20 protein-coding genes and 2 pseudogenes are annotated in these 24,522 nt (G+C 62.2%); 9 read left to right on the top strand and 13 right to left on the bottom strand.

Features of this window, described 5'->3' with window-relative positions; genetic code table 11:
• Positions 1–17: 17 nt before the first annotated feature.
• On the bottom strand, positions 18–2,339 hold the full coding sequence (locus tag BMW76_RS19890) for an FdhF/YdeP family oxidoreductase (RefSeq protein WP_090868116.1): 2,322 nt from the start codon (positions 2,337–2,339) through the stop codon (positions 18–20).
• 284 nt (positions 2,340–2,623) lie between these two features.
• On the opposite strand from BMW76_RS19890, the gene BMW76_RS19895 reads away from it, so the two are divergent.
• Complete coding sequence (locus BMW76_RS19895; protein WP_090868323.1) at positions 2,624–4,048, top strand: aminotransferase-like domain-containing protein; 1,425 nt, start codon at positions 2,624–2,626, stop codon at positions 4,046–4,048.
• A gap of 46 nt (positions 4,049–4,094) precedes the next feature.
• Entirely contained in the window at positions 4,095–4,409 is a 315-nt protein-coding gene (locus BMW76_RS19900) for a helix-turn-helix domain-containing protein (protein ID WP_090868118.1), read from the top strand.
• Between the two features lie 51 nt (positions 4,410–4,460).
• On the opposite strand, the gene BMW76_RS19905 is transcribed toward BMW76_RS19900, so the two are convergent.
• Together BMW76_RS19905 and BMW76_RS19910 are read right to left on the bottom strand one after the other, a co-directional pair.
• Positions 4,461–5,615: an FUSC family protein gene (locus BMW76_RS19905; RefSeq protein WP_090868120.1), complete on the bottom strand. Its 1,155-nt coding sequence runs from the start codon at positions 5,613–5,615 to the stop codon at positions 4,461–4,463.
• Between the two features lie 28 nt (positions 5,616–5,643).
• Positions 5,644–6,255, bottom strand: coding sequence for a LysE family translocator (locus BMW76_RS19910; protein WP_090868122.1), 612 nt, complete (start codon positions 6,253–6,255; stop codon positions 5,644–5,646).
• Between the two features lie 125 nt (positions 6,256–6,380).
• Here BMW76_RS19910 and BMW76_RS19915 point away from each other — a divergent pair, with 125 nt between their 5' ends.
• On the top strand, positions 6,381–6,929 hold the full coding sequence (locus BMW76_RS19915) for a GNAT family N-acetyltransferase (protein WP_245763287.1): 549 nt from the start codon (positions 6,381–6,383) through the stop codon (positions 6,927–6,929).
• A gap of 90 nt (positions 6,930–7,019) precedes the next feature.
• Here BMW76_RS19915 and BMW76_RS19920 read toward each other — a convergent pair whose 3' ends face one another.
• Together BMW76_RS19920 and BMW76_RS19925 are read right to left on the bottom strand one after the other, a co-directional pair.
• Positions 7,020–8,081, bottom strand: coding sequence for an alkene reductase (locus BMW76_RS19920; protein ID WP_090868127.1), 1,062 nt, complete (start codon positions 8,079–8,081; stop codon positions 7,020–7,022).
• Between the two features lie 96 nt (positions 8,082–8,177).
• Complete coding sequence (locus BMW76_RS19925) at positions 8,178–8,501, bottom strand: ArsR/SmtB family transcription factor (RefSeq protein ID WP_090868129.1); 324 nt, start codon at positions 8,499–8,501, stop codon at positions 8,178–8,180.
• A 1,594-nt stretch (positions 8,502–10,095) separates the two neighbouring features.
• Here BMW76_RS19925 and BMW76_RS19930 point away from each other — a divergent pair.
• Positions 10,096–11,658, top strand: coding sequence for a methyl-accepting chemotaxis protein (locus BMW76_RS19930; protein WP_177200431.1), 1,563 nt, complete (start codon positions 10,096–10,098; stop codon positions 11,656–11,658).
• Between the two features lie 14 nt (positions 11,659–11,672).
• Positions 11,673–11,831, top strand: a pseudogene (locus BMW76_RS19935) (IS6 family transposase); the annotation flags it as partial.
• Positions 11,832–12,483: 652 nt separating this feature from the next.
• On the opposite strand, the gene BMW76_RS19940 reads toward BMW76_RS19935, so the two are convergent.
• Positions 12,484–13,188, bottom strand: a complete 705-nt coding sequence (locus tag BMW76_RS19940) for a TetR/AcrR family transcriptional regulator (protein WP_090868133.1) — start codon at positions 13,186–13,188, stop codon at positions 12,484–12,486.
• A 77-nt stretch (positions 13,189–13,265) separates the two neighbouring features.
• Here BMW76_RS19940 and BMW76_RS19945 point away from each other — a divergent pair, with 77 nt between their 5' ends.
• A complete protein-coding gene (locus BMW76_RS19945; protein WP_090868135.1) occupies positions 13,266–13,703 on the top strand; it encodes an ester cyclase in 438 nt (145 codons plus the stop codon).
• A 28-nt stretch (positions 13,704–13,731) separates the two neighbouring features.
• Positions 13,732–14,163 (top strand): hypothetical protein, encoded by a 432-nt coding sequence (locus tag BMW76_RS19950; RefSeq protein WP_090868137.1) that lies wholly within the window; start codon positions 13,732–13,734, stop codon positions 14,161–14,163.
• Between the two features lie 571 nt (positions 14,164–14,734).
• Here the strand turns inward: BMW76_RS19950 and BMW76_RS19955 are convergent.
• The 3 genes from BMW76_RS19955 to BMW76_RS19965 form a co-directional block, all read right to left on the bottom strand.
• The gene (locus BMW76_RS19955) at positions 14,735–15,598 is read right to left on the bottom strand and encodes a class I SAM-dependent methyltransferase (RefSeq protein ID WP_090868139.1); all 864 of its coding nucleotides are present in this window, start codon (positions 15,596–15,598) and stop codon (positions 14,735–14,737) included.
• A gap of 111 nt (positions 15,599–15,709) precedes the next feature.
• A complete protein-coding gene (locus tag BMW76_RS19960) occupies positions 15,710–16,510 on the bottom strand; it encodes an SDR family NAD(P)-dependent oxidoreductase (protein ID WP_090868141.1) in 801 nt (266 codons plus the stop codon).
• A 90-nt stretch (positions 16,511–16,600) separates the two neighbouring features.
• A complete protein-coding gene (locus BMW76_RS19965) occupies positions 16,601–17,494 on the bottom strand; it encodes an NAD(P)/FAD-dependent oxidoreductase (protein ID WP_090868143.1) in 894 nt (297 codons plus the stop codon).
• A gap of 287 nt (positions 17,495–17,781) precedes the next feature.
• Here BMW76_RS19965 and BMW76_RS19975 point away from each other — a divergent pair, with 287 nt between their 5' ends.
• Entirely contained in the window at positions 17,782–18,417 is a 636-nt protein-coding gene (locus BMW76_RS19975) for a TetR/AcrR family transcriptional regulator (RefSeq protein ID WP_090868147.1), read from the top strand.
• Positions 18,408–18,526, top strand: a pseudogene (locus tag BMW76_RS40395) (IS5/IS1182 family transposase); the annotation flags it as partial. The gene BMW76_RS19975 and the pseudogene BMW76_RS40395, both read left to right, overlap by 10 nt.
• A 437-nt stretch (positions 18,527–18,963) precedes the next feature.
• Here the strand turns inward: BMW76_RS40395 and BMW76_RS19980 are convergent.
• The 4 genes from BMW76_RS19980 to BMW76_RS19995 all read right to left on the bottom strand — a co-directional run bounded on the left by BMW76_RS19980 (position 18,964) and on the right by BMW76_RS19995 (position 24,427).
• Complete coding sequence (locus BMW76_RS19980) at positions 18,964–19,902, bottom strand: aldo/keto reductase (protein ID WP_090868149.1); 939 nt, start codon at positions 19,900–19,902, stop codon at positions 18,964–18,966.
• A 236-nt stretch (positions 19,903–20,138) separates the two neighbouring features.
• Entirely contained in the window at positions 20,139–21,716 is a 1,578-nt protein-coding gene (locus BMW76_RS19985) for an efflux transporter outer membrane subunit (protein WP_090868151.1), read from the bottom strand.
• The gene (locus BMW76_RS19990; protein ID WP_090868325.1) at positions 21,713–22,789 is read right to left on the bottom strand and encodes an HlyD family secretion protein; all 1,077 of its coding nucleotides are present in this window, start codon (positions 22,787–22,789) and stop codon (positions 21,713–21,715) included. Before BMW76_RS19990 ends, BMW76_RS19985 begins: the two co-directional genes overlap by 4 nt.
• A gap of 12 nt (positions 22,790–22,801) precedes the next feature.
• Positions 22,802–24,427: an MFS transporter gene (locus BMW76_RS19995; RefSeq protein WP_090868152.1), complete on the bottom strand. Its 1,626-nt coding sequence runs from the start codon at positions 24,425–24,427 to the stop codon at positions 22,802–22,804.
• Positions 24,428–24,522 lie beyond the last annotated feature (95 nt).

Consider the following 24,522-nt stretch of genomic DNA (forward strand, 5'->3'; position numbering starts at 1 on the left):
GCTGCTGCGCCGTTTCGTCACGCGGCAGCGGCAGGCGCAGCGGACGGATGCAGCAGGACGGGAATCGACTTCGACGTCGGCGTATTGCACACATCGCCGACGCTCGACAGCGGCACGAGCGGATTCGTCTCCGGGTAATAAGCGCCGAGGCAGCCGCGCGGAATGTCATATTCGACGAGCAGGAAGCGCTCCGCGCGACGCTCGATGCCGTCATCCCAGACCGTTTCCATGTCGACCCAGTTGCCGGGCCTGAAGCCGAGCATCGCGATATCGGCGGCGTTTGCGAACACGACGCGGCGCTGGTTGTAGACGCCGCGATAGCGATCGTCGAGCGCGTAGATCGTCGTGTTGTACTGGTCGTGCGAGCGCGTCGTCATCAGCGTCATCGCGCGTTCGCCGTGCAGCTTGCGCGCGCGCGTGATAGGCGTGTCGCGTTGAATCTGATGCACGACGAAGTTCGCCTTGCCCGTATCCGTCTTCCAGTCGCGCTCGCGCGAAGCGACGCGCAGATGGAAGCCGCCCGGGTGCGCGATGCGCTTGTTGTAGTCGTAGAAGCCGTCGATCGACCATTCGATCGCGTCGCGAATCTTTGCGTAGTCGTTCGCATAGGCGAGCCAGTCGACTTTCTTGCTGCCGAGCGTCGCGTGCGCGATCTGCGCGACGATGCGCGTCTCCGACATCAGGTTCTCCGAAGCGGGCCTGTTCATGCCGTACGAGACATGCACCATGCTCATCGAGTCCTCGACGGTCACGCCTTGCGGCACGCCGTTTTGCAGATCGATTTCGGTGCGGCCGAGCGTCGGCAGGATCAGCGCGTCCTTGCCGTGCACGAGATGGCTGCGATTGAGCTTCGTCGTGATGTGCACGGTCAGATCGCACGCGCGCAACGCGTCCCATGTGCGCGGCGTGTCGGGCGTTGCAATCGAGAAGTTGCCGCCCAGTCCGATGAACACCTTCACGTGGCCTTCGAGCATCGCTTCGATCGTCTCGACGACGTCGTAGCCGTGCATGCGCGGCGGCTCGAAATTGAACACCGTGCCGAGACGGTCGAGAAATTCCTGCGTCGGCTTGTCCTCGATGCCGACCGTGCGATTGCCCTGCACATTCGAGTGGCCGCGCACGGGGCACAGGCCCGCGCCCAGGCGGCCGATATTGCCGCGCATCATCATCAGGTTCGACAGCATGTGCACCGTCGCCACCGAGTTCTTGTGCTGCGTGAGGCCCATGCCCCACGTCGAGATCACACGCTTGCCGCTTGCGTAGATGCGCGCGAGGTCTTCGATGTCTTCGCGCGCGACGCCCGATTCTTCGACGAGCGCGTCCCAGCTTTCTTCGCGCAGATCGGCGGCGAACGCTTCGAAGTTGGCCGTGTGTTCTTCGATGAACGCGACGTCGAGCACGCGCTCGGCGTTCTGCTCGATGGCGGCATCGTCCAGTTCGAGCACGCGCTTCGCGACGCCCTTGAGCAGCGCGAAATCGCCGCCGATCTTCGGCTGGACGAACGTCGACGCGATCTTCACGCCCGATGGCGACAGCATGTCCGCGACGTGCTGCGGGCTCGCGAAACGTTCGAGCCCGCGTTCGCGCAACGGATTGACCGACACGATGGTCGCGCCGCGCTTCGCGCATTCGCGCAGTTCGCCGAGCATGCGCGGGTGGTTCGTCGCGGGGTTCTGGCCGAAGATCAGGATCGTATCGGCGTGCTCGAAATCATCGAGCGTCACCGTGCCCTTGCCGATGCCGACGGTCGTGGGCAGGCCGCGGCTCGTCGCCTCATGGCACATGTTCGAGCAGTCGGGGAAATTGTTCGTGCCGTACATGCGCACGAACAGTTGGTACAGGAACGCGGCCTCGTTGCTTGCGCGCCCCGATGTATAGAACGCGGCCTGATGTGGACTGTCGAGCCCCTTCAGATGCTTCGCGATCCGTTGAAACGCGTCGTCCCACGAAATCGGCGTGTACTTGTCCGTCAGCGGGTCGAACACCATCGGATCGGTGAGCCGGCCATGTTGTTCGAGCGTGTAATCGTCCTGCTTCATCAACTCGTCGACCGTGTGCCGTGCAAAGAATTCGGGCGTCACGCGCTTGGTCGTCGCTTCCGCTGCGACAGCCTTCACGCCGTTCTCGCAGAACTCGAACGTCGACGCGTGCTGCCGGTCCGGCCACGCGCAGCCCGGACAGTCGAAGCCGTCCGGCTGGTTCTGCCTGAAGAGCGTCCTGTAGTTGCCGCCCGCGACCTTTTCCTTGATCAGATTGATCGCCACGTACTTCAGAGCGCCCCATCCGGCGGCGGGGCCTGTGTACGGTTCGATGCGGCCTGGCTTGGTGGTCTTGTCCATGATGCGTCCGGTGGTGCTTGATGTTGACGAAAGCGTAGTGGGGATCACACGTAGCCGGCGTGTACACAATGCGCGAAAGAAAAAGAGTACAGTTTCGACTGTTATCGAAGGAAATGATCAATCGCGATGAACTGTGTTTAAAAAGCGGGCGGCGCGCACAATCGCAGTTCACGCAGTTCATGCGGTTCGCGTGTTTTGTGCAGTTCGTTTGGTGCGGCTCGTTCATCGCGCGCGTTTGTCATGCGTTCGACGCACGGCGGCCGCGCTCACGTCAAAGGCATCCGTTGAAGCTCTACGAAGAACTGGCGAAGGAAATCGAAGGGCAGGTAAGGCGAGGCGTGTTCCGTCCGGGCGAGCGCGTGCCCTCCGTGCGGCAGACCAGCCAGCACCGGCAGATTTCGATCACGACTGTGCTGCGCGCCTACTTGCTGCTGGAGAGCAAGGGCATCATCCAGAGCCGCCCGCAGTCCGGCTATTTCGTGCGGCTCGGCGCGAACGACGCCGCGCCTGTGCAGGAACTGGATGTGTCGAAGCCGATTGCCGTGTCCGCGCAGGTGGACGTGAGCCGGCTCGTGCTGTCGACGCTGCGCTCTATCGGCAGCGACGAGGCGGTGCCGCTCGGCTCGCCGTATCCCGATCCTGCGCTGTTTCCGTTCCAGAAGATCAACCGCTACGCGCATGCCGTCGGCCGGCGCAAGACGCAATGGGGCGTCACCGACGAGTTGCCGCCCGGCAATCCCGATCTGATCCGCCAGATTGCGCGGCGGTATCTGGAGAACGGCGTCGCCGTCGATCCGAACGAGATCGTCGTCACGGTCGGCGCAACCGAGGCGATCAATCTGTGTCTGCAGGCGGTCGCGAAGCCGGGCGACACGGTGGCCGTCGAGTCGCCGACGTTCTACGCGATGCTGCACGCAATCGAGCGCATGGGCATGCGCGCAATCGAAGTGGCGACGCATCCGCGCGAGGGCATCGATCTCGGCGCGCTCGCGCAGATACTCGACAAGCGCCGCATCGCCGCGTGCATGGTGATGCCGAACTTCCAGAATCCGCTCGGCTTCCAGATGCCCGACGAGAAGAAGCGCGAGCTCGTCAAGCTGCTCGTGCGGCACGACGTGCCCGTAATCGAGAACGACGTCTATCACGAACTGTATTTCGGCGACGTGCATCCCGGCGCGCTGAAGAACTACGACCGCAAGGGACTCGTGCTGCATTGCGCGTCGTTTTCGAAGACGCTCACGTCCGCGTACCGGATCGGCTGGGCAATGCCGGGGCGCTATCGCGAGCAGGTCGAGAAACTCAAGTTCCTCAACACGCTGACCACGCCGTCGATTCCGCAGCTCGCGATCGCCGAATATCTGAAGCAGGATGGCTACGAGCATCATCTGCGCAGGCTGCGCAAGGGCTTTGCGCAGCGCGCGCGGCTGATGACGGCGATGGTCACGCGTTTCTTTCCCGAAGGCACGCGCGTGTCGCATCCGATGGGCGGCTACGTGCTGTGGGTCGAACTGCCGCGCGGCGTCGATTCGATGCAGCTGTACAAGCTCGCGCTGGAGCACGGCATCACGGTCGGTCCGGGCTATATGTTCTCGACGACGAACGGGTACAGTCATTGCATCCGTTTGAATTACAGTTACGCATGGTCGCCGGAAATCGAACGCGCGCTGGCGACGATCGGCAAGCTGGCGGCGGCGAGCTTGCGGCAATGAGTCATGGACCACGGATGGGCCGCAGACAGACCAGAGGAGATTCGACTTGAACCCGAATGACCCGGCACACGACAAGCACTGCGACGACACCGACGGGGACGGCGAACTCGATCCCGTCGTCGAGCAGTTGCTGATGCTGCTGTGGGAAGCGGCGCGCGAATCGTCGGCCAAATCGTGGTCGCTCGCGAAGCTCAGCAAGCGCGCCGATCTGCCGATGAGCACGCTGCGGCGCTATCTGACGCAATTGCAGTCGGCGGGCGTCGTGCGCGTGCAGATGGACGAGGAAGGGTACGGCTCGGCGGCGCTGACGGCCGAGGGGCTCGAACTCTGCGAGGCGCTGTTCGGCGAGCCGCGAATGTGAGCCATGAAAGCGAACCGCAGATGCGGGCCGTGAACAACGAAAGCGTCGCGCTCAGGGCGTGGCTTCTTCGGATTGCGGCAGAAAAGAGAAGCGGCTGGCGGCGAGCATCACGCACGTGAGAATCGCGATGCCGATCAGGATGCCCGAGAGCCGCAGCAGCGCGGGATGCGGATCGGCGGACCACGCGCGATCCTGCACGAAGACCATGATGAACGCGATCGTGAACTGCCGGCCGATGTAGCTTGCGCCCTGTTTGCCCGTCTGCACGTGACAGCCAGCCCACACGCCCGCCGCCAGCGCGAGCAGGCACGGCACGATCTGGCCGTGCATCAGCGGAAGCAACGCGATGCCGACCGCGCCCGCGATCAGGCAGCCGGCCACGCGTTGCACCATCTTGTCGGCGACGGGCTTTTGCGAGCGCACGACGAGCGACGATGGCGGCAGGATCAGCACTGCGATGGCCGTCACGAGCGCCTGCGCGAAGCCCGGCAGCGCGAGCGCATAGGTGAGCGCGGCGAGGATCGACACGGTGATGCCGGCCTGCACGGCGAGCACGATGCGCGCGTGGCGCAGCGTTTCGAACGTCGGACGTTCCGCGTCGGCGGATGCCGCGGCGGCCGCCGCTGCTTTCGATGCGGGACGGCGTCGCTCATACCAGCGGATGCCGAGATGGAACACGCCCGACACGACGAGGCACGCGAAAGTGCCGACGCATACTTCGGCGACGCGCAGCATCGCGAACGACGCGGTCGGGCCGAACCTGAGCAGTTCATGCGCCTGATACAGGACCATCACGGACGTGACGCCGCCGAGCACCCACGCATATGACGCCGACGAGCCGTTCGCGCGATACACGCACACGCCGCCGATCACGCCCAGCACGGGAACGAAGAGCCACGGACGATCGCCGATGATGGACCCCGCGAGCACGGCGAACACGGCGCCGACTATCGTGCCGAGCACGCGATGCAGCGCGCGTTCGGCCGACGCAGAGAAGCGCGTCTGCATGACGGCGAATCCGCTGATCGCGGCCCACCACGTGTTCGGCAGATCCAGCAAATGCGCGAGCGCCACCGACAGCACGACCGAGATCATCGCCTCGATGCCGAACAGCGCGCGTTCGGGCGAGGGCTTCCAGGCCTTCAGTTCGCGGCCGAGCGCGAGCAGCGCGTCGCGGCCCGTTTGCTTGAACATATGGGCGCGCATGCGCGGGCTCGGTCGAGAAGAAAGAAAATCAGCGGGTCGCGATTGCGGCCGCCGCGCCCGCCATCATCGTCGCGCTGGCGCGGTTCGCGATCTTCACGGCGCGGCGGCTCGTCAGCAGCGTGCGTGCCTTGACGGCGAGCAGCGCCCAGACGAAGTCGACCGTCATCAGCACGGCGAGCATCGTCAGCGTCAGTTCGAGCCACGCGAGCGTGCCGACGCGCGACAGGTCGATGATGGTCGGCAGGAGCGCGAGGTAGAACACCATGATTTTCGGGTTGCCGAGCGTGACCATCATGCCCGCGACGAACATGCGCCACGGCGACTGGCCGCTCGGCAGCGTGCTTTCGTGCACGTCCGTGGGCGCGAGCCACATCTTCCACGCGAGAAACAGCAGATAGGCGACGCCGGCGAACTTCAGCACGATGAACACGAGCGCGAACGTGCGCGCGACGACGGCGAGCCCGGCCACAGCGCAGCTGAGCCATAGCGCTTCGCCGAGCCACATCGCGGCGAGAAAAGGCAGCACGTCGCGCAAGCCGTTGGTGAGCACGCGCGCGACGAGCGCCGCGATACTCGGACCGGGAGAGCCCGCCGCGACGATCAGCGCGAGCGCAAAGACGAGAAGACCTGAAAGTGCCATTGAGCGACTCCTGACATGCGTGCTGTCGTGCTGGGCATTATATCGGCGTGACGGGTGGGTTGTTTCGCGAGGGTCGGTGATGTCAATATGTCCGCTCGTACGCAACCGTTCACTGCAACCGCCGTATGCAACCCCATAGCCCGATGCAAGCGCCCGCTGTCCATTACAGGCCCGCCGTGCCCGACGACGTCGCGTCGATTCTCTTCGTCGAATCCGAGGCCGCGCAGCGTTTCGTGAACGTCGGCCTGACGGGCATCGCGGCTGCGCGGCCGATGGATGCGCCGTTCGTGCTGAAAAAGGTGCGTGCCGCCGAGGTGATCGTCGCGGAATGCGGCGGCGCGTGTGTCGGCTTCGTGATGTTCGCGATGCTGCGCACGCGCATTTACGTCGAAGCGCTCGACGTGCTGCCCGAGCATGCGGGGCGGCGCATCGGCGCGGCCCTGCTCGATCACGTCGATGCGCGCGCACGCGAGCGGGGCGCGACGCAAGTTGTACTGTCGACGTTTCGCGATGTGCCCTGGAATGCGCCGTACTATGGGCGGCTCGGTTTCAGCGTACTCGAGGACCACGAACTCGATGTGGCGTTGAAGCGTATCCGCGCGCTGCGGATTGCGCGCGGCGTCGATGAAACGAAGCGCGTGTTCATGCGTCGCGCTGTGAAGGCTGTCGACTGATGCACGATATAAAAAAACAAACGCGGCCGGAACAGTTCCGGCCGCGTCGTCGTGCTACCCGCTATTGCGCTTGCGCGTGCAACTGAAGCATCAGTTCACCGCTTCCAGCGCCGGATAGTCGGTGTAGCCCGTTTCGCCTTCCGCATAGAAGGTCGCGGGGACCGGCTCGTTGAGCGGCGCATCCAGTTCGAAGCGGCGCACGAGATCGGGATTCGCGATGTACAGCTTGCCCCACGCGACGGCATCTGCGTCTCCTGCGTCCAGCAGCTTTTGCGCGCTGTCCTTCGTGAAGCTTTCGTTCGCGATATAGACGCCGCCGAATGCCTTCTTCAGTTGCGGGCCGAGTCGATCGTCGCCGACCGCTTCACGCGCGGCGATGAACGCGATCTTGCGCTTGCCGAGTTCGCGCGCGACATAGCCGAACGTCGCGGCCGGGTCGGAGTCGCCCATCGTGTGCGCGTCGCCGCGCGGCGCGAGGTGCACGCCGACGCGACCCGCGCCCCATACGTCGATACACGCGTCCGTCACTTCGAGCAGCAGGCGCGCGCGGTTTTCGACCGGGCCGCCGTAGGCGTCGGTGCGCTTGTTGGTGCTGTCCTGCAGGAACTGGTCGAGCAGATAGCCGTTCGCGCCGTGTACTTCGACGCCGTCGAAGCCCGCTTTCTTCGCGTTCTCCGCGCCCTTGCGATAGGCGGCGACGATGCCCGGAATCTCCGAGATGTCGAGCGCACGCGGCGTCACGAAAGGACGCTGCGGACGCACGAGGCTCACGTGTCCTTGCGGTGCAATCGCGCTCGGCGCGACGGGGAGTTCACCGTCGAGGAAGATCGGGTCCGACACGCGGCCCACGTGCCACAGTTGCAGGAAGATCTTGCCTCCCGCCTGGTGGACGGCGTCCGTCACGAGCTTCCAGCCTTCCACCTGTTCGTCCGACCAGATGCCGGGCGTGTCCGCGTAACCGAGACCTTGCGGCGTCACGGACGTTGCCTCGGAGAGGATCAGCCCGGCGCTCGCGCGCTCGGCATAGTACCTTGCCATCAGCGCATTCGGCACGCGTACCTTGCCGGCGCGCTGGCGCGTGAGCGGCGCCATCACGATGCGGTTTTTCAGTGTCAGGTCGCCAATCTGGAGCGGGTCGAAAAGAGTCGGCATAACGTCCAATCCTTGCGGGCATAGAGCCCGTGTGTATGTATCGAAACTGCATTCGGGGAAAAAGCGCGGATGCGTGCGAAGACGCATCTGCGCCCGTCAGAGATCTGTGTTCATGTGCGCGAGAAATGCCGCGATGACGGCTTCGTTGCGCTTGAAGAAAACCCATTGGCCCACGCGTTTCGACGTTATGAGCCCGGCGCGCTGCAACGCGGCGAGATGCGCCGATGTGGTCGACTGCGACAAGGCGCAGCACGCGTCGAACTGGCCTGCGCAAACGCCGTGTTCATACGAGAGCTCCTGATCCGGAAAGTACTTCTCCGGTTCGCGCAGCTTCGCAAGAATCGCGCGGCGCGCCGGGTTCGCCAGCGCCTTGTGGATCGCGTCGATGTCGATAGTCTTCGGGTTAGGCTTCGTGCTCATGAAACAGATGACAAACAAGACGACAAACGGCGAGCAGACTCTTTAGCCGGGAAGTCGGCATCTGCATCGCTATGGACCGAATCTTATATCGTGTTTTTGCGATATGCGGGCAAGGCCCTAGGCTCAATGGGGGTGATAGGTCTCGACGTACAAAAAGGTCCGCACTTTTCAGTGCGGCGCAAAAACACACAAAAAGGTCCGCATTTTTCATTTCGAATCATGAAAATAGCCATAAATCATTGTTTCAATGTGGACATTTTTGCGACTCGATTGCTGTGCCGCGGGCTCGGATCGGGCCCCGAAAAGATTGACTTCCACGGGGTAGATAGTATGGACTCCAAAGGTAAAGGAGTACGCCCGCCGCTCGTCGCAAGAATTATTAAACAATAATTTTGAAGTCCTTATTACTTAGTCAAGAAATGCACGCGTGTTACCTACTCACGGATTGATGACAATGGATGTTGAGCTTTAGATTGCATAGTCAAGTTATGCAGCAAGACCCTGCTGTTGAAAAACGAAAGGTTATCTTAATGGCTTGCTTTGCAAACACAATTTCCAGGAAACTTCGAGGTCTTTGTGGAGATGACGGCACCAGGCGCGGTTCGATAGCACCGCATGGTGCAGCTGTTCTGTTGGCTATGGCTGGGACATCAGGCCGTTCGATGAGGGCGTGGCATGGGTCGTCGTTAGTTACGGCGCGGGAGGCGGGACCAGTCAACGAAGTTTTGAAGTGGGTCTGCAGGTGATCGGACATCGCTCCCGCCGGCGGGCCATCGCTCCATACGTTCGCACCTGAGCGACCATCGTCACCGGCGCATGGTCCAAACCGGCGGTCAGCCAACATCATCAAGATCGCCGGGTCGAATGGCTTGCTGATCAGATGGCAGGCCTGCGGGCCCACTGTGAATCACATCGAATCCGCAAGCCTGAAAGTATCGGGCGCCGTGCCGGTCCATTTCTGCCGAAAACCAGGGCGGGCTGACCAATGCGAGCTTTGTTGCATTGAGGACTTCCAGGGCGGCGACCGCGGCCGCACTGGAAATAACGATTGGAATGCCCGTGTGCGGGTCTCGAGACGCTTTTTCAGCATCGCGTCATCGGCGCGGCCGCGAACGTAGCTACTACTAGTGAACGCGTAGACGATCGCATCGAGAGGCGCTGAGGCGAGCAGCTCAGCCGCATCATCGATAAGCGGCGGCTCGGCGAAGGCACGTACAGGATCGTCGGCAATTGTCGTGTCCCATCACGCCGCCAGGCTTATAGACTTGCAAGGGAACCCGCGCGGCGTGAAAATCTTTGCCACAGCCGCAACGTGATGTCCGAAGCGGACTCATCGGAGGTTGTTCGCATCAGGACATGACGTCGGCTGCATTCAAAACGTTTGAGCTTCCTTTTAGTATCCGTTGCGAACTCTCCACTGTCATTCATATCCCAGGGCGGCACGAGAGGGCATTGGGCCCCTCTGCGTTAACCCCAGCCTTCAGTGTCAACCGTATTTGCCGACATAGCCGGATGCAGCCATATGCAATACGCCTGGTTGCACGGGCGGCGGCATGACACATCACAAACCAACGATGCGTGAATGAGGTATGACATGAGCTGGTTTTACGGACTTACTGTGGCGAAGCGCCTCACCATTCTCATTGTGAGCGCGGCGGTTGGTCTTGCGTTTATCACGGCGGTGGCGTTTTACGAAATAAGGCAGGTCTACGACTCTGCGACCTATGCAAGCGTGAATACCGTTCCCAGCCTGGTGGTGCTCGACGAAGCGCAGACGAGCTTTGATACCATGCGCGTACTGGTTTATCAGCAGTTGTTGACCGCAGGCGATACTGAGAAAAAGCAGATCGAGCAAAAGATTGGCGCACAGCATGAGCGGATCATCGATGCGTTGAAACGCTACGAACCCCTGACGTCGGACGAAAAGGACCGGTCAATGCTGTCGGCAGATCGGGAACTGCTAACGAGTTTTGAATCGCTGCGTGACAGCGTGCTTGCCCTGTCACGAACGAATACGTCGGCTGCATTCAGCCAGGCACAGACACAGCTGTTCCCGACTGCGGAAAAGCTCAATGCCGCGATCGTCGCGCACCGCGCCTATAACGTTCAGCTCGGGCAGCAGGGCAGCGATATCGCGGCACAAATCGTCAACCACGTCCTCCTGACGATTCTGGTTGCAGCCGGTTTGACGCTAGCGATCGTGGCTGCTCTCGGCACACTGATTGTGCGCCATCTGCTGCGTGAACTGGGTGGAGAGCCAGCGTACGCGGTCGCAGTTGCGAAGCGGATCGCTGCAGGTGATCTTGCCACCGCCGTGCGGATCCGGGCTGGCGACGAATCGAGCCTGCTTGCCGCCATCAGCGCGATGCGCGATAACCTCGCCCAGATCGTCGGGCGCGTGCGCAACGGCACTCAGGCAATCGCCAGCGCGTCGCGCGAGATAGCAGCGGGCAATCTCGACCTCTCCGCTCGCACCGAGGAACAGGCGGCTTCGCTTCAGCAGACTGCCGCATCAATGGAGGAGTTGACCACGACTGTGCGGAACAACTCGGACAACGCGACGCACGCCAATCGCCTGGCCTCATCCGCTTCCGACGTCGCAGCGAAGGGTGGTGATGTCATGTCGCAGGTGATCGGCACGATGCATGAGATCAGCGCATCGTCGAGCAAGGTTGTCGAGATTATCGGGGTTATTGAGGGGATTGCGTTTCAAACCAACATTCTCGCGCTGAATGCAGCGGTCGAAGCGGCGAGAGCAGGAGATCAGGGGCGTGGATTTGCCGTGGTCGCATCCGAGGTTCGCAGTCTTGCACAGCGCAGCGCTTCAGCCGCGAAAGACATCAAGGTGCTGATAATGAACTCGGTCGCACGTGTGGAGTCGGGCAGTCAGCAAGTCGAGATCGCTGGCACCACGATCGGCGAAGTTGTTACGAATGTCCGGCAGGTGGCAGGGATGATTGCCGAGATCGCCGCGGCTGGTCTGGAACAGGGAACGGGGATCGAACAGGTGAACCAGGCAGTGGGACAAATGGATCAGGTCACACAGCAGAATGCTTCGCTTGTCGAAGAGGCGGCCGCCGCAGCGGAAAGCCTGCGGCATCAGTCACAGGAACTCGAAAATCTGGTGAGTGTATTCAAAATAGCGTCCGCGTTCTGACGCCTTTGTTTTTCGACAATATCGTGGAACAAGACCACCGGGTGATCAAGCGACGTACCTGATCCATGTTGGGAGTCAAGGTTTTTCGTTGTGCCCGCATCTTGTTGAGCGGCGTTGAACTCATGCATACGACCGCCAAAGGGCAGATGAAAAACGCAAGCGAGTGCGCCTGAAAAGTGAGGCGCAGCAGGGAAGATTCACCGATTCGGTGGCGAAACGCTAACAATGTCTGGCTCGTGTCCGTAGATCACAGGCATCTGTCCACAGAGCGCGATTTCGATTATGCAATCCGGGCTTACTGAGCGGCCCTTCCATAGTATCTAGTGTGAAAGGTCGACGTAGAGCCTGTGCATGACGGGTGTCGCACGACTGCGGTGGAAGCGTATATACGCTAGATGGAATCGAAGCTAAGGCCGGTCTAAAGTGATTCGCATCGTCGGATGCAAGTTGTCAATTCGTTCAGCGCAGCCGACAGATCGCGTCGGCCTTATGGAAAGGTTCGCATAACGCCGATGACTTGCCGTACCGGACACCCAGTTGAACGGCCGTTGCACGCCCCGACACACAGCCCGATGACGCATCGACGTGAGCGTGATCGCCATGATAACGCGCGCTTATCGCGGCAAGCGCCGGAGGGGCACCGCGAGCGCGGGAGGGCAGGTCATAGCTGCCGGCTTTTCGGCCTTTGCCGACATTCGGGTGTCGCGTCAGTCCGGCTGATATCAGGAGCTGTGCCGACATTCGCACCTGCGGTGGCGGCGAACGTCAGCTGTCGCTGCGAGCGAACCCACACTCTCGAGCCGTTGCCACGTCCGCTCATGGACGCTACTGTCCACTTCCCAAGCGAGAGCCGTCGCTCTTCGCAGACCTTGCCTTGCGCTTGCGGGGGCGCTCGCTGGCCTCCGCAAGCGCCTGGCGGACCACGGCCTGCGCGGCCCAGCCACTGGCGGCCAGCGCCTCGTCGATGCTTGCACCGACGACATCGCGCAGCGACAGCATGGCCTCCGTTCCCATCAGCATGGCCAACGCATGGGCGAGCCGTCGACGCGCAGCCGGTGTCAACTCGTTCTTCAATGCCTCCACGATCGGATCGACATACTGCATGCGCCGCGCAGGCCGCGGCGGTCGCGATTCCGGCGGGTTGTCCAGCCACGCCGACATGAACGAACGCTCCACCGCGTGCAGGCCCACCTCATCGTCGAGCAACAGCTTGTTCATGGTGCGCGCCGCGCGGGTAGCCACCTCTGCCGGATCGTCGTGTCCGGGACGGCAGAAGCTTTCAAGCGGCGGCACCGCGCGCTCGAACATCGCGTCGCTGATCAGGTCCTCGACCGAGGAGTAATAGCGATAAGCCGTGGCGCGGGACACCATCGCGCGCTCCGCCACCTCGGGGAAGCTGGGCCTGCGGCCACCTTCGCAGAGCGCGAGCGCCGCATCGATGAGCGCGCGCCGCGTGCGGCGGCGTTGATTGGTGCGGCCTTCGCCGGCCGACGCGGGGCACGCGTTCCGGCTTGACGTATTGGTTTTCATCGTCTATTAATGAGACTGCTGTCTCAACAAAAGATACCGTCTCAGTATACGTCATTGTCGCACGATAGAGGAGCATCATGGAGCCGATCCAGAAGGAGCAGTTCGATCGCATGATCGATCGTCATTTCCGCTTCGAGGCGGAAGACGACGTCGAGGGCGTGCTGAGCACGATGGTCCCGGATGTCGAGCATGACGTGGTGGGCTCGCCCACCGGCCCGCTGCACGGCAGGCAGCAAGCGCGCGCCTTTTACGACGCGCTGTTCGCGGATCTTTCCGGCGAGAAGGTGACCTCGCTGCGCCGCTATTACGGGCCGGACTTCGTCGTCGACGAGAGCCTGTGGGAGGGCACCGCGCCGGGCACGCCCTTCGGAATTTCGGGCGGTGGGCGGCGCCTGAGCTTTCGCCTGCTGCACGTGTTCGACATGGCGCCCGACGGCCTGATCCGGCGCGAGAACGTGTGGATCGATCTCGCTTCGATCATGCAGCAATTGGGCGCCGTCCCGGCCGCTTCGTGACGGCCGCTGATCATCGGGGAGCAATGCCATGACCGACAATGCTCGCAGCCGCGCCTGGCTCCGCGTGGCCGTCGTTTATTTTGCCGCCGCGGTGGCGCTGGGCATCGTGATGGGCGCGTCTGGCGACCACACGCTCACCGCTGTGCATGCGCACCTCAACCTCCTCGGCTGGGTCTCGATGGTGCTGTTCGCGCTGATCGGCATGGTCCATCCGGCCATCGCTGAGGGCCGGGTGGCGACCGCACAGTTCTGGCTGCACAACATCGGCGTGCCCGTGATGCTGGGCGCGCTGGCGCTGCGGCTCAAGGGCTACACGGCGGCCGAGCCGGTGATCGGCCTCGCGTCCGTTGTCGTCGGCATCAGCGTGGTGCTGTTCGCCTGGCTGGTGTTCACGCGCATCGGCGCACGGCCGGCCACCGGTGGAGGAAGGGACGCACGAATTCGACTGCCTGTTTCGTGAGCGTGGTGAGCGGCCCAATCGCCCGGCACCGTGGGCGCTGCCCGAAGCGAGCCGGAACGCGGAAACAGCGTCGGCAGGTCGCGACGACGCCCATCGACTTGACCCTGCGCGGCAGACATCTCGTCGCGTATCCAGCGGATAGATAGATCAGCATCACGTTCGTACGCGGGATAGCGCGTCGGATATCCCACCGGAACCACGGCACCGGAGCAAGCTGGATGCACACTTTGCCGACATCATGAACTGCCGGTAATGAGTCGAAGCGGACGTCAATCGCTTGCGACCAAAGGTCGCTCCTGGCCGGGGTTACGCGTCCATCTACGTCGCCGGAAATTTGTCGTTGAGACTCGAACGTCAGCTCTGTGGAAGGTTCACGGAACTGGTGCTTTCGGCCACAAACTGCCGGTCACATGCGCCGCCGGCAGGCCGCTCAGGCGTCGGCTCTGCTTCGCAACCGGCCATCTGATTGTCACAAGGCGAGCGCTCGGTCATCGGCCAGAAAGGACATCAATCTGAGCGCCCAACGACGCCCAGCTCCACCGAGCGGGAGCGACTCCTCTGTTAATCCCTGTCAGCTTGCCGGATTGCGTGCCATGACGATCCACGCCGCGCCGTCGATCATCACCGACCGCTCGCCGGGGAGGCCCGCGAAGGCGGCGCGAACCGCGGCCGACGCGCGGGCGCGGATGTCGTCGGGCTGATCAGCGAGCGCGCGCGACAGTGGGCCGACCTCGAGCGTCATTTTCACCGCGTCGTCGATCGCAGCGTCCCGCGTCCCGCCCTCGCCGAACGGTACGGAAGCATCGAAGGGCGCGATAGCGATATCGGCGAAGCCGGCTGCGGTCAGGATGCGCGACACCCGCCCCCGGTCGCCGAACGAAAATGGGCCGGGCGCTTCGGGATCGGGCGGCGCGCTCGGCGGGAGGATGCCCTTGATCGCGCCCATCGGCAGGCGCACCCAATCGTTCTCGGCCGCGCCGCGCCAGCAGACGAAAGCGACCCGCCCGCCTGGCCGCAGCGCGCGTCGCATATGGGCGAACGCCGCTGTCGGATCGTCGAAGAACATCACGCCGAAACGCGAGAACAGGATGTCGAACGCGCCCTCGGGCAGCTCGGCGCTGCTGGCGTCGGCCACCTGGTAAAGGACCTGCGTATCCTGTGGCGCAAGCGCGCGCGCTCGGCCGATCAGCGGTGCGGATATGTCCACGCCCAGCACTTGCCCTCGCGCGCCGACGCGGGCGGCCAGAGCCAGACTCGACGCGCCCGCGCCGCAGCCGACGTCCAGCACGCGCTCGCCCGCCGCGGGCGCAACGGCTTCGATCGCGGCCTCACCGAAGACCGCCACCATGGCGTCGAGCCGGGCCTGGTTGGCGACCCAGCGCTCCCCGCTTTGACCATTCCAGTCGGCAACCTGATAGGCATTTTGCTCTGCCATGTCATCTCCTTGTTCCGATTCGCTCTTAACTAAGCTGTCCGATGCCAAAGCGCGCATCGCAGTCAGAGCCCCCGCTTGTTCGAGGAACGCCTCACGCCAGCGCTCCAGGAGTTAAGCGTCCACTATTCTTTTCAACGTGGCCCTTTGCATTGATCGCGGCGTCAGACGATTTGAAAAGGCTGCAATCTTGTTCGACAGCCCCGCGACCACCATAGCCTTTCCTTGCAACAACGCCCGAATACCGCTCGCGGCGACTGGACGAGGCTTCATCGTGAGGAGGCGCAGCATGGCCGAGGTGGTTGCGCCGGCTGCCTCATCGAAGCCCGTCGCGGTGTGCCCCGGGCAGAGACTGGTAACAACCACACCATGCGGGCGGAGTTCGTCGTGCAGGGCCTCGCCAAGGGCGAGTACATATGACTTGGTCGCCGCATAGGCAGCGTAGCTGGGAATGGCCTGGAAGGCCACGAGGCTAGCGACGAGAAGCATATGTCCAGATCGCCGCTTGGCCATATCGCGGCCGAAGAGATAGGTCAGCTCTGTGAGCGTCGTGATGTTGAGCTGGATCATGTTCGCGGTGCGCTCGATCGGCGTTTCGAATAAGTCGCCGTGCAGGCCGTATCCGGCGTTGTTCAACAAGATGTCGACGGTCACCGACCTCGCGTCGAGACTGCATTTCAAGCGGCTGGCCGCGCCCGGCGAGGCAAGATCGATCGGCTCGACCAGTACATCCACCCCGTATTTGCGGCGTAGATCGGAGGCAAGCTTTTCCATCGACTCCTGCCGTCGGGCCGCCAATACGAGATTGACTTTGTGCGCAGCCAGTAGATCTGCGAATTCAAGGCCGAGGCCACTCGATGCCCCGGTGATCAGAGCCCATTTTCCGGCGAAGCTGTTCATTGGTTGTTTCGACATCGTTCTCTTCCTCAACTCTTTGATCAGCGAATGGGGCTCAGCCACATTCTCAATCGGAACACCCGCCTATCCTTTGGGGAGTCTGTGCTCTCAAACCAGCATCGACTGCTGGGCGAAGATACCCGCCATCGCGCCCTGCGATGATGCCTGGGTGACCGAGGGCAAGAAGGCCGTGGCGAGGTCGCCGGCGGCGTAAATGCCAGGCATGCTGGTTTGGCGGCGCTCGTCGACCTTGAGGGCGATGCCGACAGGCGTATCGACCGTGGCAAGGCCCAGCGATTCATGCAGGCTCGCGGACGGCTTGTTGCGCGGATGGGCGAACAGAACGTCAACCGCGACATTGCGGCGGGTATCGAGATTGACGGTAGTGATATGGCCTTTGTGATGGGCGATCTCGACGATCCGGCCATCGACCACAGGTATGTTGCGGCGCGCCAGATCGGCCTGGATATCGGGCGCAATGTCATGACCATCGGCAAAAACAGTCAACTTGTCAGTCCAATCGCGGAACAGCCTGACAGACTGGTAGGACTGCGGGCCGGACCAGACGAGGCCCCAATGCTGGCCGGCGACTTCAAAGCCGTCGCAATAGGGGCAGGGCACGATGGACGTGCCCCAGCTTTCGGCAAAGCCCGGAACATCAGGCATCTGGTCGGCGACGCCATAGCTCAGGATCAGGCGGCGCGCCCTTAGGCTTTCGTTATCGTCAGTGACGACGCAGAAATTGTCGATGGCGCCAGACACGCTCTCCGCCCGCGCATTGACCAGCCTGATCGTTGGATAGCGCGCCAGCTGCTGCCGCGCCTCGACCAGGATGTCCACCGGCGGCTTGTGATCGTGGCCGAGCAGGCCATGCGAGTGGCCGGCGAAGCGATTGCGCGGCAGGCCGGTATCGAGAACGGTGACCTTGCGGCGGGCACGGCCGAGCTGCAGGGCGGCGGCGAGGCCGGCAAAGCTGCCGCCGATGATGATGACGTCATTCATGGCGATGGGCTCCGTGTTGTGGATGGAGGGGGTGGGCTGGGCCTGGCGCGCAATATCGTCCAGCGAAACGCGCTCAAGACGGCCAGCGGGCAGGGTTTCGGCATCGGCGAGAAAGTCGCCCGTCACTGTGTTGACCGGCCGACAATGCCGCATTCGATATCGCCGGGCGGCCCAGGGAAATTTGAATCTGGACAACAGGTTGAAACCTGGCCATTGGCTTGCAGATTTCAGATACTTCGTGGTATCGTAATTCGAGAATTTGAATACTGTCAAGTACTGGAATTGTCGTGACCGAAAACAGCCAGGGCCGGCGCGGCCGGCCCGCCAACGAGGCGCTTGCCCAAACGATCGTCGACGCCGCGGGCGAGCTCTTTGTGGAATTGGGTTTTCAAGCGACGACGTTGGACAAGGTCGCCCAGCGGGCGAAGATATCCAAGCTCAGCATCTATCGGCACTTCGAGAACAAGGAGGCGCTATTCAGCGCGGCCATCGCGGCCGGCTGCCATCAGTTGTTTGCACCACAGGCCCTTCTTGAAGGCGTCGACGGTTCGGTCGACGATCAGCTCATGGCGGTGGGATCATCACTGCTTCGCACGCTGTTGAGATCAGACGTCCGCAGTGTCGAAGCCATGGTCATGGCCGAGAAGACGAATCAGAAGTCGTTAAGCAAGCTCCATTACGAAGCTGGCCCCGCCCATGTCATCGATCAAATCGAGGCCCTGTTGCGTCAGTTGCACGCGAAGGCGCTTCTGAACGTGCCCGATCCTCTATGGTCCGCCCGCTTGTTTGCCGCGCTTTTCAAAGGATCCGATCTCCTGATGATCGCACGCTTCGATCAGGCGAGAGCGGCGGACGACAACGAAATCGAATCCTATTGCCGGTCGGCCGTCGCCATGTTCATCGCCGCGCACGGTGGCATCTAAAGGTGCGCTATCGTGGCCGATGAAGAACACGCAGCAATTGCATACGCTGTTCGCCCTGAGCAACCTATGGATGATGCGTGGACGACTGATGGGCGAGGCCATTGCATGAGCACAAAAGCCGCCCGTGCGGGCAGGCAATCGGCGCCTTCTTTATGCCGAACGTCGCGCTGCATTCGAGCCAGGTGCCGCACCGCTTGCACCGCATCGGCCCTATGTTGATGGCTCAGTGCGGCAAAACGAGTTCTGAACACCATCCCTAACCTTGCGGGTGCTTTCTTTCGATCTCGTGAACGACAAGCTGACTGGATACAGAGAAATCAAACTTACGCTCGGGAGCAATTCGTGGGTGGAGCAAGACGTCATCCTTGCACGGCGTAAGCCGCCTCACCAACTCACGGGTCTGAGCGTCCGCAGAGGCCGATGACTTGCCGTCGCCTGGTGGACAAGGGAATGACCGTTCCACTCCGATACCCAGATTACCTGCCGACGAAGCACGCCAGTGCGCATCGAGCACTTGACGCATTTGTCTGTCGTACACGAATCGCCTCACGCGGTTGACGGTGGAATGAAACCCGGACTGCCCGTCTTCACGACTTCGTTGAACCGCTGTCGCGTCTCTATTGCGTTGATCTCATCGAAGGCATCGGAAGGAAGCGCGGAAATGTCGAAATTCTCCCGTGCTCGCGCCGCCGTTTTTGGCGTCGTGAGAACCGCCGTGCCGCGCTGCACGGCCCACGCGAGCAGCACTTGCGCCGGCGTTCTTTCCAGACGGGCGGCAATACGCGCAATGACGGGATCTTCGAGCGGCCCCGGTCTGATTCCATGCCCGAGCGGCGCGAACGCAGTGAAGACGATGCCCCGCTGGTTGCAGTATGCCAGCAACTCCGTTTCAGGCAGATACGGATGCGATTCGACCTGAATCGCCGCAGGCTTGTTTTTCGCGGAGTCATACAGCGGCTGAAGCTCGCTCAGCGTGATGTCGGAGAATCCGATCGCGCGGCATCGTCCTCGGTCGACGAGTTCTTCCATCGCGTGCCACGTGTCGAGCAATGTCACGCTTACGTCGTAAAGCACATTTCCGTTTGCGTCACGCGGGTCCTGTTCGTCGCCCGCCTGAAACGCGAAGGGCGTGTGGACCAGATAAAGGTCCAGATAGTCGAGTCCCAGCCTTTCAAGACTCCCGTCGAGAGCGCGGCCGACGCGCTCGGGCCGGTGGTTTGAATTCCACAGTTTAGTCGTCGCGAAGATCGCATCCCGCGCGATCCCACGCGCCGATAGTCCCGACTCCAGCGCAGCGCCTACCTCTCGCTCGTTGCGATAGCGCTCGGCGCAATCGAAGTGCCGGTAGCCCGCTTCGATCGCGTCGCGCGTGGCACTGACCGTCGTCGCCGGATCGGCGATCAGCGTACCAAAACCGATGACGGGCATGTGTCCGCCGTCACGCAGCGCCACCGTCCCGCTGCGGAAATCATTCGACCCGATCATCGCGAACCCTCCACGCGCACTGCGCCCTCACATGCTAGGACGGTTTGCTCGCGGCGTCATGGCAAGTGCCCGCCCTTGCAGTGTTCGTCAAATTGAAAACGCAGCAAAACGATAAAACTGTCACATGTCCAGCTACACGGGGGCTTGCGAGCTGCCCCCAAATAAATGTCGACCAGGAGCCAAGCGAGGCTGCCTGGGCGACGCGATTAGACTCTGTCCGGGAACGCGGGTGCGGATCAGCGTTGCGCCGTCGACTGTGTACTTTCGTTGTCTTGAGGCGTTGCTGGCTTACCATACGTCGATTCCCAGCCGCCCCCGAGCACCTTGCACAGTGTGACGAGGTTCGCATCAGCATCGGCGCCGCTCTGTTCGAGGTTGCTCTGTGCATCGAGCAGCTGCTTCTGGACATTCAACACGTCCAGATAATCGAGCGCACCAGCTTTATACCGCTGCTGTGCAACCGAAAGCGCACGCAGATTCAGGTTCACGACCTCCTGAAGCTTGTTGTGCCGCTGCTGTTCCGCGTCGTAGGTAATGAGGGCATCGTCCACTTCGCGCCATGCATCGAGAACCGTCTTCTTGTAGACGATGGCGGCCTCCTGCTGTTGTGCCTCGCGCAATTGAAGCGTGCCTTTCAGGCGTCCGCCTTCGAAGATCGGCAGCGTGATCGATGGTCCCACGACGAACTGGCCGGATGCCCAATTGGCGAGACTCGAAAGCTGAAGGCTCTGGAATCCGGCACTGCCATTCAACGTGATGCGCGGATAAAAGTCGGCCTTGGCCATGCCGATGGCCGCCGTGGCCGCATGGAGCTGCGCCTCGGCCCGGCGGATATCGGGCCGGCGCTGTGCCAGCTCGGACGGGAACCCGATTGGCACCTGCGCAGGCAGAGCGGGGACATCCTGCGGCACGTCGAGCGTCTTGCTCAAGGCACCCGGTTCTTCGGCAAGCAACACCCCGATGGCGTTGATAGTCGTTTCCTTGCGCGATTCGAGCGTCGGAATGAGGCTTTCAATGGACGCGGCCTGTGCGGATGCATTCGCCACGTCGAGATCGGTTGTGACGCCTTCGCGCTTGCGCGTTTGTGTGAGTTTCGTCGTATTGTTTGCCAGTTCGAGATTCTGTCGCGCGATCTGCAACAAGGCTTGTGTATCGCGTAGCTGGATATAGTCGCGCGCAAGCTCGGCGCGCGCCGAGAGCAATACCGCATTGCGATCCTCATAAGAGGCATCGGTCAATGCCGAAGCCGCTTCGACACCGCGCCGCACACGGCCCCAGATGTCGATTTCCCATGAGGCGTCGAAACCGAACTGATAGAGGTTGTAGGCGGGCGAGCCTTTCGAGCCAGGCATCGCCGATACGCCCAGCGGCGCGCTGCCCGATGCAGATTGCGGATTCGAACTTGTCGGTGTCACGCCGAGCAACGAAAGAATGCCATTCTCGCTGCCGCGTTCGCGGTTATACGAGGCCGCGCCATCCAGCGTCGGATATCGCGCTGCACCGGCAACGCGCAGCCCGGCGCGGCTTTGCAGCAGGCGCGCAGAAGCCGCAGCGACATCGAGGTTGGCATCGGTCAACTGCTTTTCGAGCGCGTTCAACATCGGGTCGTTGAAAAGCGTCCACCAGTCCGGATTGAAACCGGATTCGACGGGTTTGCTCGGCGACAGCGCAGTCTGAGTGCGGTCGAATACATCCGGCGTTGCAGAGGTCGACGGTTCGAAATTCGGCCCGACCAGACAGCCGTTCAGCGCGAGCGAGAGCAATAACGTCAGCGCCAACGCCGGCGCACGGATAAAAAATTCACGCGTGTTCATTTTGCGTCCACTCCTGCTATCGCCATATCGGCGCGCTTGCCGATTGCCACCTCTGCTTCTACCGACAACCCCACGCTGAGCTCGGACGCGGCTCGCTGGTTCGGATCGATCCTGATCTTGACGGGCACCCGCTGGACGATCTTCGTGAAGTTGCCCGTTGCGTTGTCCGGCGCGATCGGCGCGAAGCTCACGCCGGTGGCGGGGGCCAGACTGTCGATATGGCCTTTGATGACGACGCCGGGAAAACTGTCGACTTTGATGCTCACGCTCTCGCCGGGCCGCAAGTGCGTGATCTGGTTCTCCTGGAAGTTCGCGACGACATAAGCATCCGCGAGCGGCACAATTGCGAGGAGTGGTGCGCCGGGTGTCACGAATGCGCCGACACGCACGGACCGCCGGCCGATCTTTCCGTCGACGGGCGCGTGAATCTCGGTGTATGAGAGATTGAGCTTTGCCTGTTCGAGCACGGCTTCGGCATGCGCCAGCGCGCCCGCCGCCTTGTCGCGCTGCGTGCGCAACACATCGTGGTTCTGTGCGGTTGCGGACAAGGCCGCCTGATCGTGCGCCCGCTGCGCAAGCTGCTCGGCGAGCGCGCTGGCAGCGTGCTGCTGTTCCTGCGTCGTGCCGGCACCCGACTCCGAGAGATTCTGATAACGCGCTGCGTTTTCGCGCGCAAAGGCGATCGACGCTTCATCGGAACGCAGCGTGGCACGTGCCTGGTCGACGAGCGACGGCTGTCGCGCGATCTCGGCATCGTAGTTCGCAACGGCGGCTTTCGCTGCCGTTACGTCGGCCTGCGCGCTGAGCAATGCGGCCTGATAGTCGCGATCGTCGATCCGCATCACCAGCTGTCCGGTTTTCACCTGCTGGTTGTCGTCGACGAAGACCTCCGTGACCTGCCCAGCAATGCGCGGCGCAACCAGCGTGAAATCGGCGGTGACGTAGGCGTCGTTCGTGGATTCGGTGCCGGGGCTGACGAAGAGCTTCGTGCTGCCCCATGCGGCGACGCCGAGCACGACGACAGCTGCGGCAATGCGAACCATTCTGGGCGAGGGACGGGTGACGGATAACATGGCGATCAACCATTAGCGAGGGGTGGGCGGCGTTGTGCTCCACGGCGGATAGATGCGTACCGGTAGCACAGGAATGAGAAGAAGCACGGCGATGGCGATGCAGGCCATCACGCGATAAAGGTCCGCAGAGGTGAGCACCACGGCCTGTTCGTGGATACGTTGCGCAAGCCCGCCATATCCGCGCGCCGCGTCGAAGCTCTGAGTGGTGATCAACGCGTTGTTGCCGAGATGATCGACCAGCATGCTCGAATGAAAATGTTCGCGCGCGGTGCCGAGACCCTCGATCAGCGCGGTTGCCATGACGCCCGCGAAGCCTCTGAGCGAGTTGAACATCGCGGAAGCGAAGGCGCCATCGGTGGGCGGCAAGCCGGTGGTCACACCCATCAGGATCGCGAGTATCACCATCGGTTGCGCGACGATCTGCAATGATTGCAACCAGTAGAAGTTGTCGCGGATCCACTCCGACGTCATGAAGCTGCCAAGGAAGCAGGTGATTCCGATCATCAGTAGTCCGAGCCCCATCACCCAGCGCGAATCCACACGGCGAAGATTCAGCAACGCAGCCGTCAGCGGCAGCGTGACGAGCAGCGGAAGGGCGACCAGCAGAGACAGAGGTGTCGTTTGAAGCGGCCGGTAATCGTGCACTCGCGCGAGAAATTGACCTGGAATCGCGGCCACACCAACGAGCAGCACAACGGCGCCGACAAGTGTCGAAAGACCGTGCGAAAAATTCCTGCGCGACAGCATCTGCAGCTTGAAAAACGGTACCGGGTGATACCACTCGTTGATCAGAAACAACGCGAACAACATGGCGCCGCCACCGAGCATCACGCAGATGAACGAGGAATTCAGCCAGTCGAGGCGATCACCTTGCAGCAGACCGGTTACCAGCATCGCGACGGCGGGGAAACCGGTCAACAGACCGAACCAGTCTAACGATCCGAATCGTTCGAGCTTGAGCGGGTCTTGTGGAAGGCCGAACTGGATTGCGATGCCGCTGATCACGCCAAGCGGCACAATCTGCCAGAAGGCCATTTTCCAACTCACGTACTCGGTCCACAGCGCGGCGAGCGGGGTTCCCACCGAAGGGCCGAAGGTCGCGGTGAGCGCATAGCCTGCGAGCCCATAGAGCTTGATCTTCGGTGGCAGATAACGCAGCGCCACGATGATCAGCATCGGAGGAATACATCCTCCGGCGATGCCCTGCAATACGCGCAGCAGATAGAACGCAGGCAGATCAGGCGACAGCGGACACAGAAAGCCGAACAGCATGGAGGCGATGAGCGCGCCGAGCGTGAAGCGCTTCAACGTGAATGTGATGCCGAACCACGGCGCGAAAACCATCGTTGCCACGTTGGTCGCTTCGAAAAGCGCGGTCAGCCAGCTGCCGTCGTCATGCGCGATCGATAGCGCGCCACGAATGTCGTTCATTGCTTGTGCAGTGACCTGCTCATTCAGTATCGCGAGTAGCGACGCGAGCAGCATCCCGATCAGACCGATGGCCAGGCGCAGCGAAAACGCTGGCTGCGCTTGCGCCTGTGGCGCTGGCGTTTGTGCAGCAGGCGCGGGCGCTAACGGCGCGGCCGGCTCAACCGTCGCGACCGCTTCAATCGTCAGGGAATCGACAGTCGTCTTCATAAAATCGCACCCGGCTAATAGTCCTCAACAATGCATTAAATCCGGGCAATGACGTATCTGCTTCACCTGGACTTTCGCGGTTTCTTTACAGCGTG

The organism is Paraburkholderia diazotrophica (genome assembly GCF_900108945.1).
GTDB lineage: Bacteria > Pseudomonadota > Gammaproteobacteria > Burkholderiales > Burkholderiaceae > Paraburkholderia > Paraburkholderia diazotrophica.